This window comes from Rhizobium sp. AN6A, assembly GCF_900215635.1.
GTDB lineage: Bacteria > Pseudomonadota > Alphaproteobacteria > Rhizobiales > Rhizobiaceae > Agrobacterium > Agrobacterium tumefaciens.
In genome coordinates, this window is sequence record NZ_OCNC01000003.1 from 1,050,611 (window position 1) to 1,065,866 (window position 15,256).

The 15,256-nt window shown below is 58.2% G+C and carries 11 protein-coding genes; 3 read left to right on the forward strand and 8 right to left on the reverse strand.

Features of this window, described 5'->3' with window-relative positions:
* Nucleotides 1–27 precede the first annotated feature (27 nt).
* The 4 genes from hemH to CRO62_RS08745 form a co-directional block, all read right to left on the reverse strand.
* Entirely contained in the window at nucleotides 28–1,062 is a 1,035-nt protein-coding gene (hemH, locus tag CRO62_RS08730) for a ferrochelatase (RefSeq protein WP_097099897.1), read from the reverse strand.
* A 355-nt stretch (nucleotides 1,063–1,417) separates the two neighbouring features.
* Nucleotides 1,418–3,349 carry a 5'-nucleotidase C-terminal domain-containing protein gene (locus CRO62_RS08735; RefSeq protein WP_097099898.1) on the reverse strand — a complete coding sequence of 644 codons (1,932 nt, stop codon included), beginning with the start codon at nucleotides 3,347–3,349 and terminating at the stop codon, nucleotides 1,418–1,420.
* 217 nt (nucleotides 3,350–3,566) lie between these two features.
* Nucleotides 3,567–3,941, reverse strand: a complete 375-nt coding sequence (omp10, locus tag CRO62_RS08740) for an outer membrane lipoprotein Omp10 (protein WP_003511448.1) — start codon at nucleotides 3,939–3,941, stop codon at nucleotides 3,567–3,569.
* A gap of 148 nt (nucleotides 3,942–4,089) precedes the next feature.
* The gene (locus CRO62_RS08745; protein ID WP_097099899.1) at nucleotides 4,090–5,535 is read right to left on the reverse strand and encodes a homospermidine synthase; all 1,446 of its coding nucleotides are present in this window, start codon (nucleotides 5,533–5,535) and stop codon (nucleotides 4,090–4,092) included.
* Between the two features lie 324 nt (nucleotides 5,536–5,859).
* Between CRO62_RS08745 and CRO62_RS08750 the strand changes: the two genes are divergently transcribed.
* The gene (locus CRO62_RS08750; protein ID WP_097099900.1) at nucleotides 5,860–6,768 is read left to right on the forward strand and encodes a GGDEF domain-containing protein; all 909 of its coding nucleotides are present in this window, start codon (nucleotides 5,860–5,862) and stop codon (nucleotides 6,766–6,768) included.
* Here the strand turns inward: CRO62_RS08750 and CRO62_RS08755 are convergent.
* Nucleotides 6,765–7,400 carry an aminotransferase class IV family protein gene (locus CRO62_RS08755; RefSeq protein WP_097099901.1) on the reverse strand — a complete coding sequence of 212 codons (636 nt, stop codon included), beginning with the start codon at nucleotides 7,398–7,400 and terminating at the stop codon, nucleotides 6,765–6,767. The genes CRO62_RS08750 and CRO62_RS08755 overlap by 4 nt on opposite strands.
* A 42-nt stretch (nucleotides 7,401–7,442) precedes the next feature.
* Nucleotides 7,443–9,293 (reverse strand): M3 family oligoendopeptidase, encoded by a 1,851-nt coding sequence (locus CRO62_RS08760; protein WP_097099902.1) that lies wholly within the window; start codon nucleotides 9,291–9,293, stop codon nucleotides 7,443–7,445.
* A 169-nt stretch (nucleotides 9,294–9,462) separates the two neighbouring features.
* On the opposite strand from CRO62_RS08760, the gene CRO62_RS08765 reads away from it, so the two are divergent.
* Together CRO62_RS08765 and CRO62_RS08770 are read left to right on the forward strand one after the other, a co-directional pair.
* Complete coding sequence (locus CRO62_RS08765) at nucleotides 9,463–11,007, forward strand: sigma-54-dependent transcriptional regulator (RefSeq protein WP_097099903.1); 1,545 nt, start codon at nucleotides 9,463–9,465, stop codon at nucleotides 11,005–11,007.
* A gap of 209 nt (nucleotides 11,008–11,216) precedes the next feature.
* Nucleotides 11,217–13,091: a DUF882 domain-containing protein gene (locus CRO62_RS08770; protein WP_174003543.1), complete on the forward strand. Its 1,875-nt coding sequence runs from the start codon at nucleotides 11,217–11,219 to the stop codon at nucleotides 13,089–13,091.
* A gap of 85 nt (nucleotides 13,092–13,176) precedes the next feature.
* Here CRO62_RS08770 and pyk read toward each other — a convergent pair whose 3' ends face one another.
* Together pyk and CRO62_RS08780 are read right to left on the reverse strand one after the other, a co-directional pair.
* Entirely contained in the window at nucleotides 13,177–14,616 is a 1,440-nt protein-coding gene (gene pyk / locus CRO62_RS08775) for a pyruvate kinase (RefSeq protein ID WP_003511440.1), read from the reverse strand.
* Complete coding sequence (locus CRO62_RS08780; RefSeq protein ID WP_370647635.1) at nucleotides 14,616–15,020, reverse strand: DUF1036 domain-containing protein; 405 nt, start codon at nucleotides 15,018–15,020, stop codon at nucleotides 14,616–14,618. The genes pyk and CRO62_RS08780 overlap by 1 nt, the downstream gene beginning before the upstream one ends.
* Nucleotides 15,021–15,256: the final 236 nt, after the last annotated feature.

Consider the following 15,256-nt stretch of genomic DNA (forward strand, 5'->3'; position numbering starts at 1 on the left):
TCTTACACCCGCATCGTTATGGCAAGATTACACCCAACCTTGCAACTCTTGTCGTACAACCTTTTCGAGAACTGTCATACCCTCGACGCTGTCGTTGAGACACGGGATGTGGGTGAATTTCTCGCCGCCATTATGCAGAAAGATTTCTCCGGCCTCACCGGCAATTTCCTCCAGCGTTTCAAGACAATCCGATACGAAACCGGGGTTCATGATGGCGATGCGTTTGATGCCTTCGGATGCCAGCTTTTCCATGGTCTTGTCGGTATAGGGCTGCAGCCATTCTTCCGGCCCGAAACGCGACTGAAAGGTGATCATGAAGTTCTTGTCGGTACGTCCCAGCGCTTCCTTCAGCAGACGGGCGGTCTTCTGGCAGTGGCAATAATAGGGATCGCCCTTCCTGAAGTAGGATTGCGGAATGCCGTGGAAGGAGGTGATCAGCATCTCCGGTTCCCAGTCCAGCGTTGCCAGATGGTTTTTGACGGAGGCGGCAAGCCCCTCGATATAGGCAGGATCGTCATGATAGGGCGGCACGGTGCGGATGGCGGGCTGCCAGCGCAGCTTCATCAGATGTTCGAAAGCCTTGTCGTTCACCGTTGCCGTGGTCGATGCGGCATATTGCGGATAGAGCGGGAATAGCAGGATTTTCTCGCATCCCTGCTCCTTCAGCGCGTCGATTTTCGAAGCGATGGAAGGCTGGCCGTAGCGCATGGCCCAGTCAACGACGACATTGGGCAAATCCTTCAGCGCCTGTGCCATCAGTTCGCCCTGGCTGCGGGTATAGGTGCGCAGATAGCTTTCGTTGCGATCGCGGTTCCAGATTGCCTCATAGGCCTTGCCGACCTTCTGTGGGCGCTTGTTGAGGACGATGCCGTACAGGATCGGATACCAGTAGAGGCGCGACCATTCGATCACGCGTTTGTCGCTCAGAAATTCCGCCAGATAACGGCGCATCGGCCAATAGTCCGTACCATCCGGCGTGCCAAGATTGACAAGCAGAACGCCGACCTTGCCAAATCTTACGCGGGGATGGTCTACGGGAAGTGCGGATAATTCTGTCGTCATGAATGACACCCTGAACTCGTACTGGTTGCGTGAGAACGTTTCCGTTTGGGATAAAGGGCGGAAACGCTCCATTTTTTGTTTTTATACATGGCCGGACGCAAACCGTGACGCGGTTTTGCCGGAAATGCTCAAGCTATACGCTCGTGCCGTCAATTTGTTCACGTGTTCTAGACGAAATTTGTAAGGATTGAACCACCTGCGGAGGTGATTTCCGAAGTGCGGTAACGAACGCATTGTCTTTCGATAAAATGCAGCCTGTAATGAACTGTTTTTAAAGGGAAAATAAGAAGCCGGCCTCATGGTGCGAGGCCGGCTTCCCGTCTGCGGCAAATTGCCCTGTCTGTGTGTTCGCGGCTTATTGCGCCGGAACCTCCAGTTCCTCGCCGATCTCGATATGGTTCGGATGCTTCAGCGTGTTTGCCTTGGCGATCCTGGTCCAAAGCGCACCGTCGCCATACTTCTCCGCCGCGATCTTCCAGAGCGAATCGCCCTTTGCGACGACATATTTGCTGGCGGCAGTCGCGGCGGCTGCCGGCGTGGTGGTGGCAGGTGCAGTCGCGGCAGGTGCTGCGGGAGCCGGGGCCGGTGTGGCGGCCGGAGCGGTTGCAGTTGCCGCCGGTGCTGTTGCGGCAGGCGCTGGTGCAGCGGGCTTTGCCGGAGCCACATAACCGGCAGGCGTCACTTCGGTGATGCGGCCGTCCGTGAAGGGCTTATAGGGGCTGTTGGCCGTAATATAGGCAGCTACAGCCTCTTCGAGGTTGGGGCCGAAGTCATAGGCGTTGATCGCCTTGGTCGCGAATACCTTGAAGCCATCGCCGCCGGTGCGAACGTAATTATTCGCCGCAACGGTGTAGGTCTTTGCCGGGTCGAGAGGCACGAAAGCGTCGCCCTCCTTGACCTCGACCGCAGTAACACGGCTGCCGGCCGGCTTGGAGCGGTCGAAGGAATATTTCATGCCTGAGACCTGCATGAAACGACCTGCGCCATCGTCGATCTGGCTAACGCCGTTTTCGAGGGCAGCGCGAATATCCTCGCCCTTCAGCTGGAAAGTCGCGACCGTATTCTGGAACGGCAGAACCGTCAGGACTTCGCCCATCGAGACATCGCCGCTATCGATGGAGGAGCGCAGGCCACCGCTATTTGCGAAAGCGATGGTGACGCCCTGATCCTTGACGCGGGCAAGGGTCGCATCCGCTACCAGATTACCCATGGAGCATTCTTTGACGCGGCAAACCTTGCGGTCACCTTCGATCGGGCCTTCCGAAGTGCCGACGACCTTAGATTTCAGCGCCTCGATCGGTGCTTTCAGTTCATCGATACGCTTGAGCGTTGCTTCGTCGGGTTTGAAGGATGAATCGATCAGGATCGGATCGCCCTTGCTTTCCTTGACCACGCCGCTGTCATCGAAGACGACGCGCAGGTCGCCCAGATATTTGCTGTATTGCCCTGCCTGAACGACCGGAACCTTGTAGCCGCCGGGATTGTCGACGAGTGTCGGATAAGGCCCTTCGGCCTTCTGGTCGGTGTTGGAGAGCAACGTATGCGAGTGGCCGCCGACAACGACGTCCACATCCGGGATTTTCGCGATGAATTCGAGGTCGCGCGGATATCCGACATGGGTCAGCGCAATGATCTTGTTGACACCCTCGCCTTTCAGCTTCTGTACCTGTTCGCTGATTTTCGCGACATCTTCGGCAATGGTGATGTTGGGGCCGGGGGTCGCAAGTTCCGCCGTGTCGTTGGCGACAGCGCCGACAATGCCGATTTTCTGGCCGCCGACTTCAAGGACGATGGACGGCTTGACGCGATCGCCGATTTTCGAGGCGGCGCTGGCAACCACATTGGCGGTCACGACCGGAAACTGAACCTTGTCGAGGAAGCCCGCAAGCCCGTCTTCGCTATCGTCGAATTCATGGTTGCCGACGGTCATGGCGTCGAACTTCATGGCGTTCAGCACTTCGGCTTCAACAGTACCTTTGTAGGTGGTGTAAAACAGCGAGCCCTGAAAATTGTCGCCGGCATTGAGCAGGAGAACGTTCTTGCCTTGAGCCTTGAGCGCGTCCCTTGTCTGGTTGATTGCGGTCAAGAGGCGCGCGGCGCCGCCAAAGCATTCGTTTTTGCCTTCCTCTTCCGCCGAGCAGGTCGAGTCGAATTTATTGATCGATTCGATACGGGAGTGAAAATCGTTAATGTGAAGAATGTTGAGCTCGTAATCGGCCAGAGCCGCTCCGGCTGAAAGCGTTATCGCTGAAACGCTCAGCATACTCAGTCTCAAAATTTTCTTCATGGTCCCTCTCTCCTGTTCAAAGCGGAAGCCTTGGCCGGTCGATCATCATCAGGCCGTGCTCATTCTCTAGTCTGAAAGTATGTCAGTCTTTCAAAGCGCGATGTTTCCATTTAGCGGCAGCTGCCGCAAGCGGAAATTGTGACAGTGGCGCAATAAAGCAAAACGCACGCTTGAGGCGTGCGTTTTAAAAGATCATGCCATTGAAAAGACTGTGTTATCAGCCCTGACGCGTCAGCGAGAACTGGCTGTTGCTGTCTGTCGTGCAATTCAGTTGTGACGGGGAGACGAGCGCGCAGTTGACGCGCGATTGCGTGTTGCGCACCAAGGACGTCATGTTGATTTCATAGAGCGTCGGCGAAATCGTGACATAGGTGCCTGATGCTAGAAGCGTGTTGGTATCGGTCGAACGGGTGGAGAAAGCACCGTTCTGGAATGTCGATACGATGCCGTTGCGGTCGATCCAGCGGCCATCCACGGCCGGGCCGCGGGCAAGCGAGGGTGCCATCGACGTCTGCTGGGAGGGACCCGGCGCAACGCATGAAGACACCGCGATTGCGGCACAAAGCAAAGCAGCGCTTGTCTTGAAGTTCATGAGCCTGTTCTCCTGCGATTCGATGAAACCCTGATGCTTCGACCATGCCGTGAAGCGTTATTTATTTCAAGGCAACGTTGTTTGCTCTCCCGGGTTCCTGACATCCGTCATGAAAACACCTGCGTGACAAATATGAGACGCCACGCCCTCAGCGCACGAGGATGTTGCGGAACTGCCAGGGATCCGAGGTATCGATATTGTCTGGAAACAGTCCTGGGCGACCGTCGAGCGGCGTCCAGTCCGTGTAATGTCCTTCGACCGGTCCGAGATAGGGACGCTGCACCTCAAGGCAACGGCGATAGTCCATTTCATCCGCCTCGACGATGCCGGCTTGCGGATTTTCAAGCGCCCAGACCATTCCGGCCAGTACCGCGGAGCTGACCTGCAATCCGGTCGCGTTCTGGCTGGGGGCGAGCGCCCGTGCCTCCTGCAACGTTAGCCGCGAGCCATACCAATAGGCATTTTTGTCATGGCCGTAGAGAAGAACACCCAGCTCGTCGGCACCATCGACAAGCTCGTCTTCGCCAAGCACATGCTGGATCGGCTGCGGTGTGCCGCCATTGCCGAAAAGTTCGTGCAGGGAAAGGACGGCGTCGTTGCAGGGGTGGTAGGCATAGTGACAGGTGGGCCGGTAGATCAGATCGCCATCGTCATTGCGGACGGTGAAATAGTCGGAAATCGAGATCGCCTCGTTGTGGGTGACCAGAAATCCATATTGCGGCCCTTGTCCGGGACACCATGTCCGTACCCGCGTATTGGCGCCGGGCTGATCGAGATAGATCGCTGCCTTGCTGCCCTTTTTTTGTTTTTTCGCGTTTTTCGGCATCCAGTTTTCATGCGTTCCCCAGCCGAGTTCGGCGGGCTGAAAACCTTCGGCGATAAAACCCTCGACGGACCAGGTGTTCCAGAATGCGCCGAAGGGCTTGGGATCTTTTGCCCGCTGCGTATCGCGCTCTGCCACATGCACGCCCTTGACGCCGAGCTGCTGCATGAGCTTTGCCCATGCCTGCTGGTCATGCGGTTGCGGCTCTTCGATGTCGAGACCGCTATCCTTGGCGAGATTGACCAGCGCCTGTTTTACGAACCAGGACACCATGCCGGGATTTGCGCCGCAGGTGGAAACGGCCGTTGCGCCGCCCGGTTTCCGAGCCTTTTCTTTCAGCATGGTCTCGCGCAGCGAATAATTGGTACGGGAGGCATTGTCGGCGTCGGCATCGAAGTAAAAGCCGGGCCACGGCTCCACTACGGTGTCGATGTAGAGCATGCCATGTTTGCGGCAGAGCCTCATCAGATCGACGGATGCGGCATCGACCGAAAGATTGACGCAGAAGCCCTGACCCTGAACCCCTTTAAGGAGTGGCTTGAGCACCTCCTTGTAGTTTTCTTTGGTCAGATGCGTGCGGATATGGCGAATGTTTCTCTCGGCCAGATACGCTGCGATATCCTCGCGCGGGTCGATGACGACGAGCCTGGTCTTGTCGAAGTTGAAATGACGTTCGATCAACGGAAGAGTGCCGCGCCCGATGGAGCCGAAGCCGATCATGATGATGGGGCCGTCAATATCGCCGTAAATCGGATGGTTTGCGTCCGTCATTCGTCATTTTTCCTTTTTAAGCCAATAAGTAAGCTAGATCATAAAAGCGTGCCACAATAAAGGGCAGGTGCATGACGGACATATGACGATGGCGCAAGCCCGGGATGCGAAAGTTGTAACTGGTTGGTGTATGGTGATCCCGTTCTGCGCGGTTGCGATCCGGCGAGATTGAAGTCGAGACCTTCCGACCGCATTCTTCCCCTTCGCATTTTAGAGACTACGTTTATAATAAAGTTCTTCTTTTCGTGTATATGTCCTAAGGCTTGGGGGACTTTTGCAAGATGACGAAAAGGGGGCTTTTCGTCATCACAGGAGTGTTGCCTGTTGAATAGTCTTATTGAGCGTGTCGCAGCGCTTCAGAGCGCCACCCCCGTTCTTATTGCACTTTACGATTCCGAGGACCGGTTGCGGCATGCCAACCCGTCGTTTCGGGAAAGCTTTCAGCTTGCCGACGATGATTTTTCGACCTGGGCGGAAATCATGCGCTTGAACCACCGTCTGCGAACCGGCGTGGTCGTCAGAAACAGCGATTTCGAGGGCTGGCTTTTGTCGGCGCAGTCCCGGCGCGGCAAGCTGCCGTATCGTGCCTTCGAGATGGACATGTATGACGGCCGCTGGTTCTGGATGACGGAGACGGTGCAGCAGGATGGCTGGATGCTGTGTGTCGCAAGCGATGTCACCGAATTGCGCCAGGGCTACAGAACCCTGCGGCAGGACCGGGATCTGGCGGTGCGCGCCTCGCAGACCGACGAATTGACGGGAACGGCGAACCGGCGTTTTGTTTTCGCCAAACTCGCGCTGCAGGTGGAGCGGGTCGGCAAGGGGCTCGAAGCGCCCTTTTGCCTTTGCACGCTCGACATCGACTTTTTCAAGCACATCAACGATCGTTTCGGCCACAAATGCGGCGATGCGGTGCTGCGCGATTTTGTCGGGATTGCCCATTCCGTCGTCCGGCGGGTGGATTGTTTTGGCAGGATCGGCGGTGAGGAATTCATGATCATCCTGCCGCGCAGTTCGGTCGTTGAGAGCCGGGAGATCGTCGAGCGGCTACTGCAAAAGGTGCGGCTTTCCAGACCGCTGGCCGAGTTTCCGGATTTTTCCTATAGCTGTTCCGCTGGAATGACGACCTATCGGATGGCAGAAAGTGCCGACGATGTTTTCATGCGCGCCGATCAGGCGCTTTACGCTGCCAAGGAAAAGGGCCGCGACCGGCTTTTGTCGGTGACGGTTTAAACCAGCTCCGCCGCAATCAGCCCATGCAGCGAATTTCCCACGAACAGCCGTCGACCGGCAATATCCTCCGGCTTCAATGCCTGCCCGCGTGCCTTGCGCTGGCGGATGAGATCTGCACGCAGGACGCCCGGCAGAATGCCGCTGTCGAGCGGCGGCGTCAGCAATTGCCCGTCCGGCATTTCGACGAAGATGCTGGTCGATGATCCCTCGCACAACTCGCCGCGCTCGTTGAGCAGCAGAACCTCGTCCGCATCCCCGGCTGAAAATTCGGCGCGGGCGGCATCATAGGGTTCCCGGCGTGATGACTTGTGGCGATAGAAGGTGTCGGCGGAATCAAGCCTGGTTTGCGTCGCGATGCGGATCCGCCAGACGGTTCCCTCCTGCAACGGCCGAAAGTCGGCCGTTTCGATATCGAGCTCACCCTTGTAGTTCATGACCAGCTTCACGCAGAGCGGACTTTCGCCGCCCACCTTCTTCTCCAGTACCTGAACCGCGTTGGCCGGTGCTCGGAAACCGAGCGCATCGGCTGAGCGCAATAGCCGGCGCATATGCTGGTCAATGCGCTGAAAGCCTGATTGCGGCTCCCAGCGCAGCGTTTCTCTCAAGGTCAGATCGGCGGGTTTGCGTTTCATTGCCTTTGCTCGTCGCCTGTCATCGGTATTTTTCGGAGGCGATCAGGCCTGTTTGCTATCAAGCGCTTCCAGTTCGTCGATCAGCCCTTCGATCATGGCAAGACCCTTGTCCCAGAAGGAAGGGTCTGTCGCATCGAGGCCGAATGGTTTCAGAAGTTCCGAATGGTGCTTGGTGCCGCCTGCTTTCAAAAGCTCGAAATATTTCTCCTGAAAGCCGGTCTCAGCCTTCTGGTAAACGGCATAGAGCGAGTTCACCAGGCAATCACCGAAGGCATAGGCATAAACATAGAAGGGAGAGTGGATGAAATGGGGGATGTAGGTCCACCAGGTCTCATACCCTTCGGAAATCTTGATCGCCGGGCCGAGGCTCTCGGCCTGAATGGAAAGCCACAATTCACCGATCTGTTCGGAGGTCAACTCGCCCTGCTTGCGGGCGGTGTGCAGCTTGCGTTCGAATTCATAAAACGCGATCTGTCGCACGACCGTGTTGATCATGTCCTCGACCTTGCGGGCGAGCATGGCCTTGCGTTCCCTGACGTTCTTCGTGTCGTCAAGCAATTTGCGGAAGGTCAGCATTTCTCCGAAAACGGAGGCAGTTTCGGCAAGTGTCAGCGGCGTCGCGCACATCAGCGCGCCTTGGTCGCCGGCCAGCACCTGGTGCACGCCGTGGCCAAGCTCATGGGCAAGCGTCATCACGTCGCGCGGTTTGCCGAGGTAGTTGACGAGGACATAGGGATGTGCCGAAGGCACGGTCGGATGCGCGAAGGCTCCCGGCGCCTTGCCGGGCCGGGCGGGGGCGTCGATCCATTGTTCATCGAAGAAACGGCGGGCGATATCGGCCATCTCCGGCGCAAAATCGCCATAGGCGGACAGCACGGTGTCCTTCGCCTCATCCCATGGAATGATCGTGTTCGATGTATCGGGAAGCGGCGCGTTGCGGTCCCAGTAGTTCATCTGTTCCATGCCGAGCCATTTCGCCTTCATGGCGTAATAACGATGCGAAAGGCGCGGATAGGCGTTTTTCACGGCGGCAGCCAGAGCGTCTACGACCTCGCGCTCGACACGGTTTGCCAGATGGCGGCTGTCGGCGATGTCTTCGAACTTGCGCCAGCGGTCGGAAATATCCTTGTCCTTGGCCAGTGTGTTGGTGATGAGGGTGAAGACCCGCAGATTATTGGTGAAGGTGGTGCTGAGCGCCTGTGCTGCCTTCTTGCGGGTTTCCGGCTCCGGCTCCTGAAGCATATTGAGCGTTACTTCCAGCGAAAGGCTTGCGCCGTCTATATCGAAGCGCAGGTCGGCCATCGTCTCATCGAACAGGCGGTTGAAGGCGCTGGCACTCGTCATCGATTTTTCGAGGAATAGCTGTTCGAGCTGGTCATCGAGCTGGTGCGGCTTGTCCTTGCGCAAATCCACCAGCCACGGCCTGTAGTGCCCAGCTAAGGCATCGTTTGCCATGCAGGCATCCATCACGGCGTCGTCGATGCGGTTCAGTTCAAGCGTGAAGAACAGCAGATGCGCGGAGATATCAGTCAGTTTCGCCTGGGCGTCGCCGTAAAGCTTGCCGTTTGCCGGGTTGGACGTATCTGAAAAATACGTCAGCCCCGCAAAGGAGCCGATGCGGCCGATAAGATCGTCCAGCGCTTCATATTCCTTTAGAGCGGCGCCGATGCCGTTGGCGCCCGTCGCCTTTGCGGCGGTCTCAAGCTTGCCCTTCCATTTGTCCTCGAAAGCCGCCGCCAGCGCCGCCGCCTTCTCAATGTCGCCCTTGTATTCCGGCGAATCGCCCGAGGGATAGAGATCCGAGAGTTTCCAGCCGGGCAGGTCGCCTAGGACAGGGCCGGAGGTTTCGGCAAGCGAAAATACGGGGTGCGGTGTTGGGCGATTGAGGGTCATCGAACGCGTCCTTGTCGTTATGCCTGCGCAGCATATGGGGCCTTTGTTTCCCGCAGCAATGGATAAAATGCAAGCAAATCTCAAAACTGGATGTTCAAATCTCCCGTGCCAGAGTGCGCCACAAGGGACCGCATGACGCAGGTCCATAAACCGGAAACCGGAGCCAAAAATGACCGCGCATGTTCTCGTGATAGACGATGATCCCGTCCAGCGCCGCCTGCTCAAAAATGCGGTGGAACGTTATGGGCATCTGGCCTTGCTTGCAGAAAACGGCAGGGCGGGGCTGGAGCTGCTCAAGCAATATAGCGGCGAGATTAATGTTGTCGTCCTCGACCTGATGATGCCGGAAATGGATGGCCTCGCCTTCCTGAAAGCCGTTGGCGAACTCGGCACCGACGTTCCGGTCATCGTCCAGACGGGGCAGGGCGGCATTGATACGGTCGTGCAGGCCATGCGCGCCGGCGCCTTCGATTTCGTCGTCAAGCCGGTCTCGCCGGAACGGATCGGCGCTGCCATCTCCAATGCCCTCAAGCTCGACAGGAGAGAGGCAAAGGCCCGCACGGGCAGGCGCGGACGGAGCAATGCCGTGAATTTTACTGATATCGTTTCCGCAAGCCCGGCCATGCTGAGGGTGATAGAACTGGCGCAGCGCGCCGCCCAGTCCAGCATTCCCGTGGTGCTGGAAGGCGAATCGGGCGTCGGTAAGGAAATGGTCGCCCGTGCAATCCAGTCGGCTGGCGACAGGGCGAACAAACCGTTCATCACCGTCAATTGCGGCGCTATCCCGCACAATCTGGTGGAGAGTATTCTCTTCGGCCACGAGAAAGGCGCTTTTACCGGTGCGACGGAAAAACACGTTGGCAAGTTCATGGAAGCGGATGGCGGAACGCTGTTCCTCGATGAAATCGGTGATCTGCCGCTCGACGTGCAGGTAAAGCTGCTGCGGGCAGTTCAGCAGGGCGAAATCGAAACCGTCGGTTCCGCGCGTGTGCAGAAGGTGAATGTCCGCCTGATTTCCGCCACCAACAAGAATCTCATCGAAGAGGTGAAGGAAGGCCGCTTCCGCGAGGACCTTTATTATCGCCTCAACGTCTTTCCGATAACCATTCCGGCGTTGCGCCGGCGCAAGGAGGATATTCCCCATCTGGCACGGGTGTTCGCGGAGCGTTTTTCGGTGGAACAGAAATTGCCAAATCCCGTCGGCCTCGATGCCAGCGCGCTGGCACTGCTAACGGCCTATGACTGGCCGGGCAATATCCGCCAGCTTGAAAATGCGGTCTTCCGCGCCGTCGTGCTGTCGCAGGGCGAGGAACTGGCGGATTCCGATTTTCCGCAAATCGCGCTGCAATTGCCGGAATTCGCAGGCGGGGACGATGCAGGTGAGTCGATCCGGTCAGCGTCTGGATCGTCGCTGAAACTCGCCGCCTATTCTCCGCCGCCTCCGGCCGCCGAAAGTCACGCCATTCTGGATGAGGCGTCAGATATTTCCACCACGATATACCGGGGAGGAAACCTGATCTCCAGCATGGACGACTCAGGAAATATCAGGAAGCTAGCCGAGATCGAAGAGGAGCTTATCCGTTTTGCCCTTCGTTTTTATCGCGGGCAGATGAGTCAGGTCGCAAGGAAACTTGGTATCGGCCGCTCGACGCTTTATCGCAAGCTGAAGGATTATGGCATTGATCCGGACGATCCGTTGCGGGATGCGGCCTGATTGCACAAACCGCCTATTCGACGGCAGATAGCAAGATTCGTTAACTTCTGAGCAAGGATATCCGCTTACCGTCTATAAACCTCTTGTTAGTGGCTGATTCACTATATAGAGGAAGGTTGCATCTGTGTGGCAATTTTGCCATCGTGTCACCGTATTTGACGTTCATTTGAGGCAATGTGACATAAATTGTCTTCCAGGCGGGGATCGAATTGCCATATCTGCATCGAAATATCGCGCTGTCGACCAAGATCGCGCGCGGCTTGATCAAGGATATATGCACGAAGCTGTCGGCACGCGCTGTCACCTTTGCCTGCTTGATGCTCGCCGCAATGCCTTTCGCAGGCGTCTCGGCGACGGAAGCTTTCGCCGAAACGCGCAGTCTCAAACTGTATTATATCCATACACGCGAGAAGGCGGTCATAACCTTCAAGCGCAATGGAAAATACGACCAGAAGGGTCTGCAGGAGCTGAACCGCTTTTTGCGTGACTGGCGTCGCAACCAGCCGACGCGGATGGACCCGCGTCTTTTCGATCTTGTCTGGGAAGTCTATCGCCGCAGTGGCGCGACCGATTACATCAACGTCGTTTCGGCCTTCCGTTCGCCTGAGACTAACGGCCTCCTGCGCACGCGCACCAAGGGCGTGGCGGAAAAAAGCCAGCATATGCTCGGCAAGGCCATGGATTTTTACATTCCGGGCGTGAAGCTTGCCACACTGCGCGAAATCGGCATGCAGATGCAGATTGGCGGCGTCGGCTTTTACCCGACCTCGGGCTCTCCCTTCGTGCACATGGATGTCGGTGGCGTTCGTGCCTGGCCGCGCATGAGCCGTCAGGAACTCGTGCGTATCTTCCCTAAGGGCAATACGCTGCACGTTCCTTCCGATGGCAATCCGCTTCCGGGTTATGAACAGGCGCTGGCTGACTACAAGAAGCGCGTCAATTCCTCTTCCATTCAGGTTGCTTCCAGCGCCGGTGCCGGCCCTGCTTCCTCCGGTGGTGGCGGCAAGCGCAAGACACTGTTGCAGGCGCTCTTTGGCGGAGGCGACGAGGATGAAGATCCCGATAGCATCGCAACGCCGCAGCCCGCAGAACGTCCGGCTGTCGCTCGCCCTGCAACGCCACCGCCTGCAGCACCTGAGCCAGAACCGACGATCGCCGTTGCTTCCGCCCAACCGCTTCCCGGTGTGAGCACTGCGCCGCTGCCCATTGCACGTCCAGCTTTCGGCAACCAGCCTCCGGCCAACACCGGCCTTGCCACCGCGCTTTATTCTCCGGCCCGCAACGCTGCGCAGGATGCCCTCCAGGCTGCGACAACACCGACGCCGACCTCTGCTCCGGCCGAGCGTCAGCAGTTTGCCGATCTGGCTGAGGTATCCGTGCCTGTGCCGACGCTTCTTGGGCCGCGTGGCATGCGTGGCGACGCTGAAGGATCGATCCTGACCGCATCCGCAGATGGTTCGACACCCGCAGCGACGGGCGAACTTGCGTCTATTCCGGTGCCGGCCAATCGTCCGGCTGTGGCGGAAGCCCTGCTGGCACAGGCCAATGCCGATCCGGAAGGCGACGAGGATCTCGCCGAAGAGCGGAAAGATACGCTTTCGCCGACTGTGGTTGCGGCTCTGGAACAGAGCGGCCAGGCTGCCCGTTCGCAGATCAATTCCGCTACCGTGCCGACAGCCGCGCCGTTCCCGGCTGCCGTCAACCACAAGGTTACGGTCGCGCCCGCCGAAACGGCGAAGGCTGAGCCAGAGGCAGGTTTCGGTGACGCCTTCGATCTGAAACCCTCCATCAATGGTGGGCTGACGGCCGGCTTGCCGACCAAGGGCTCACGCCCGAGCAGGCAGGATGCCGCCGTTTCCCATCAGGCCATGGTCGGCGGTGGTCGTCTGACGCAGGATCTGATTTCTGACTGGGCGCTCAACCAGAACAAGGGTACGACCGGCCGTTCGGTGAAGGCACCGCGCGTCGTCGCCAACCGTATGCTTAGCCACGACATGTCGGCTTCCGCCACATCGGCAAGCTTCAAGCCCGGTGCAGCGGCGATCGAGTCCAGCCGTTTCAGCACGCCGGTGAAGATGCACTGAGCCCCGCTTTCTGCAATGCGGCCGAAAGGCCAATAAAAAACCCGCCGGTGACGGCGGGTTTTTTATTATGCTTGATATCGGGATATCAGACGCCGCTCTGGCCGTCCGAACCGATATAGGCGATGCGCACCATGTTGGTCGCGCCGGGGGTGCCGAGCGGCACGCCGGCGGAGATGATGATGCGGTCGCCCGGCTTGCCGAAACCTTCGGACACGACGATGCGACAAGCGCGGTTCACCATATCGTCCAGATCGCTGGCGTCACCGGTAACCACGCAATGCAGGCCCCAGACGACCGACAGGCGGCGTGCGGTCTGGATGATCGGCGAAAGCGCAATGATCGGAACCTGCGGCCGCTCGCGCGCGGCGCGCAGACCCGTAGTGCCGGACGAGGTGTAGGTGACGATCGCCGCAAGCTTCAGCGTTTCGGCAATCTGGCGGGCAGCAAGCGAAATGGCGTCTGCACCCGTCGCTTCCGGCTGTGGGCGCTGCGCGTAGATGATGTTGGAATAATAGGGGTCCTGTTCCACCGTGCTGGCGATGGATGCCATGGTCGATACGGCTTCGATCGGATAATCGCCGGACGCGGACTCGGCCGAGAGCATGATGGCGTCGGCGCCTTCGAATACAGCAGTCGCAACGTCCGAGACTTCCGCACGGGTCGGAACCGGAGCTGTGATCATCGATTCCAGCATCTGTGTGGCAACGACAACCGGCTTGCCGGCACGACGGCAGGCACGGGTCAGCTGTTTCTGGATGCCCGGAACTGCTTCCAGCGGCATTTCCACGCCGAGATCGCCGCGTGCGACCATCAATGCGTCGGAAAGCTCGATGATTTCTTCGATGCGCTCAATAGCCTGCGGCTTCTCGATCTTGGACATCAGGCCAACGCGACCGCGCGAAATCTTGCGCACTTCGGCCAGGTCTTCCGGGCGCTGAACGAAGGAAAGGGCAACCCAGTCCACTTCGTTGGTTGCGAGAACGGCGTCGAGGTCGACGCGGTCCTTGTCGGTCAGAACGCCGACGCCGAGCAGGGTGTCGGGCAGGCTGATACCCTTGCGGTCGGAAATCCGGGTGCCGGAAACAACAGTGGTGACGATGCTCTTGCCGTCGCTCTTCTCAGCGCGCAGATGCAGCTTGCCGTCGTCGATCAGCAGGCGGTGGCCAGGCTTGACCGCTTCGAGAATTTCAGGATGCGGCAGGAAAACGCGGGTGTTGTCGCCGGGCGTATCGTTGTTGTCCAGCGTGAAGGTCTGGCCGGGAACGAGATCAACCTTGGTTTCGGCAAATTTACCGACGCGCAGCTTGGGACCCTGCAGGTCGGCCAGAATGCCGATGGGACGACCGTTACGGCTTTCAACGGAGCGAATACGCTCAATCAGCGTCCGCATCACGTCGTGGCTCGCATGGCTCATGTTGATGCGGAAGAGATCGGCGCCGGCCAGATGCAGCTTTTCGATCATTGCCTCGTCGGAAGAGGCGGGGCCGAGAGTTGCAAGAATTTTGACTTTGCGGTTACGCTTCATCAGTTTTGATTTCCCTGTGTGCCTGGCGTATCGGAAAGCTGGACCATCCAGCTGCCCTGTCTGCCCGTGTCATATTCCTTGAAACCCATTCTCTGGAAGCTGCGGGCATAACAATCGTCTACGCCGGCGATTTTGAACTCGTTTTCCGCCACGCACATGTTGACGTCACCGGTCCAGCGGCCGCCATGAGCGGCGTCCTCGGCATAAAGATAATAATAACGCGACTGCAACTCACCCTCTATCAGCGTTGCGCAGGTTGAGGAGGGGACCTGCCACCAACCTTCACTGACCCAGCCGTCCTGCGCCCGGTAGCCGATTGCGACCCCCACGAGGTTTTGCGTGCTGTTGCAGACGCGGAAATCCGCATGCGCGGCCTCCACGAAGACAAACGGGGTCAGAAACAATGCCGCTGCGGAGAAAAGACGGGCAAGATGCCGAAAGTGGCGAGGAAGAGCGAGAGATGACTGAGTCACGGCTTCCATCCGGATTCCATGGTTATAATGAACACACTTCTTGGCGTGGCCGCCAAAGAAAGTCAACGCGAGTTTAATCGATTATATTGTTCGTGGGATCGTGAGTGCGATAAGGTAGATGGCTGTTCTGTCGCCGAAACTTGCGCCCGGCCTCAAGCCATGCCATC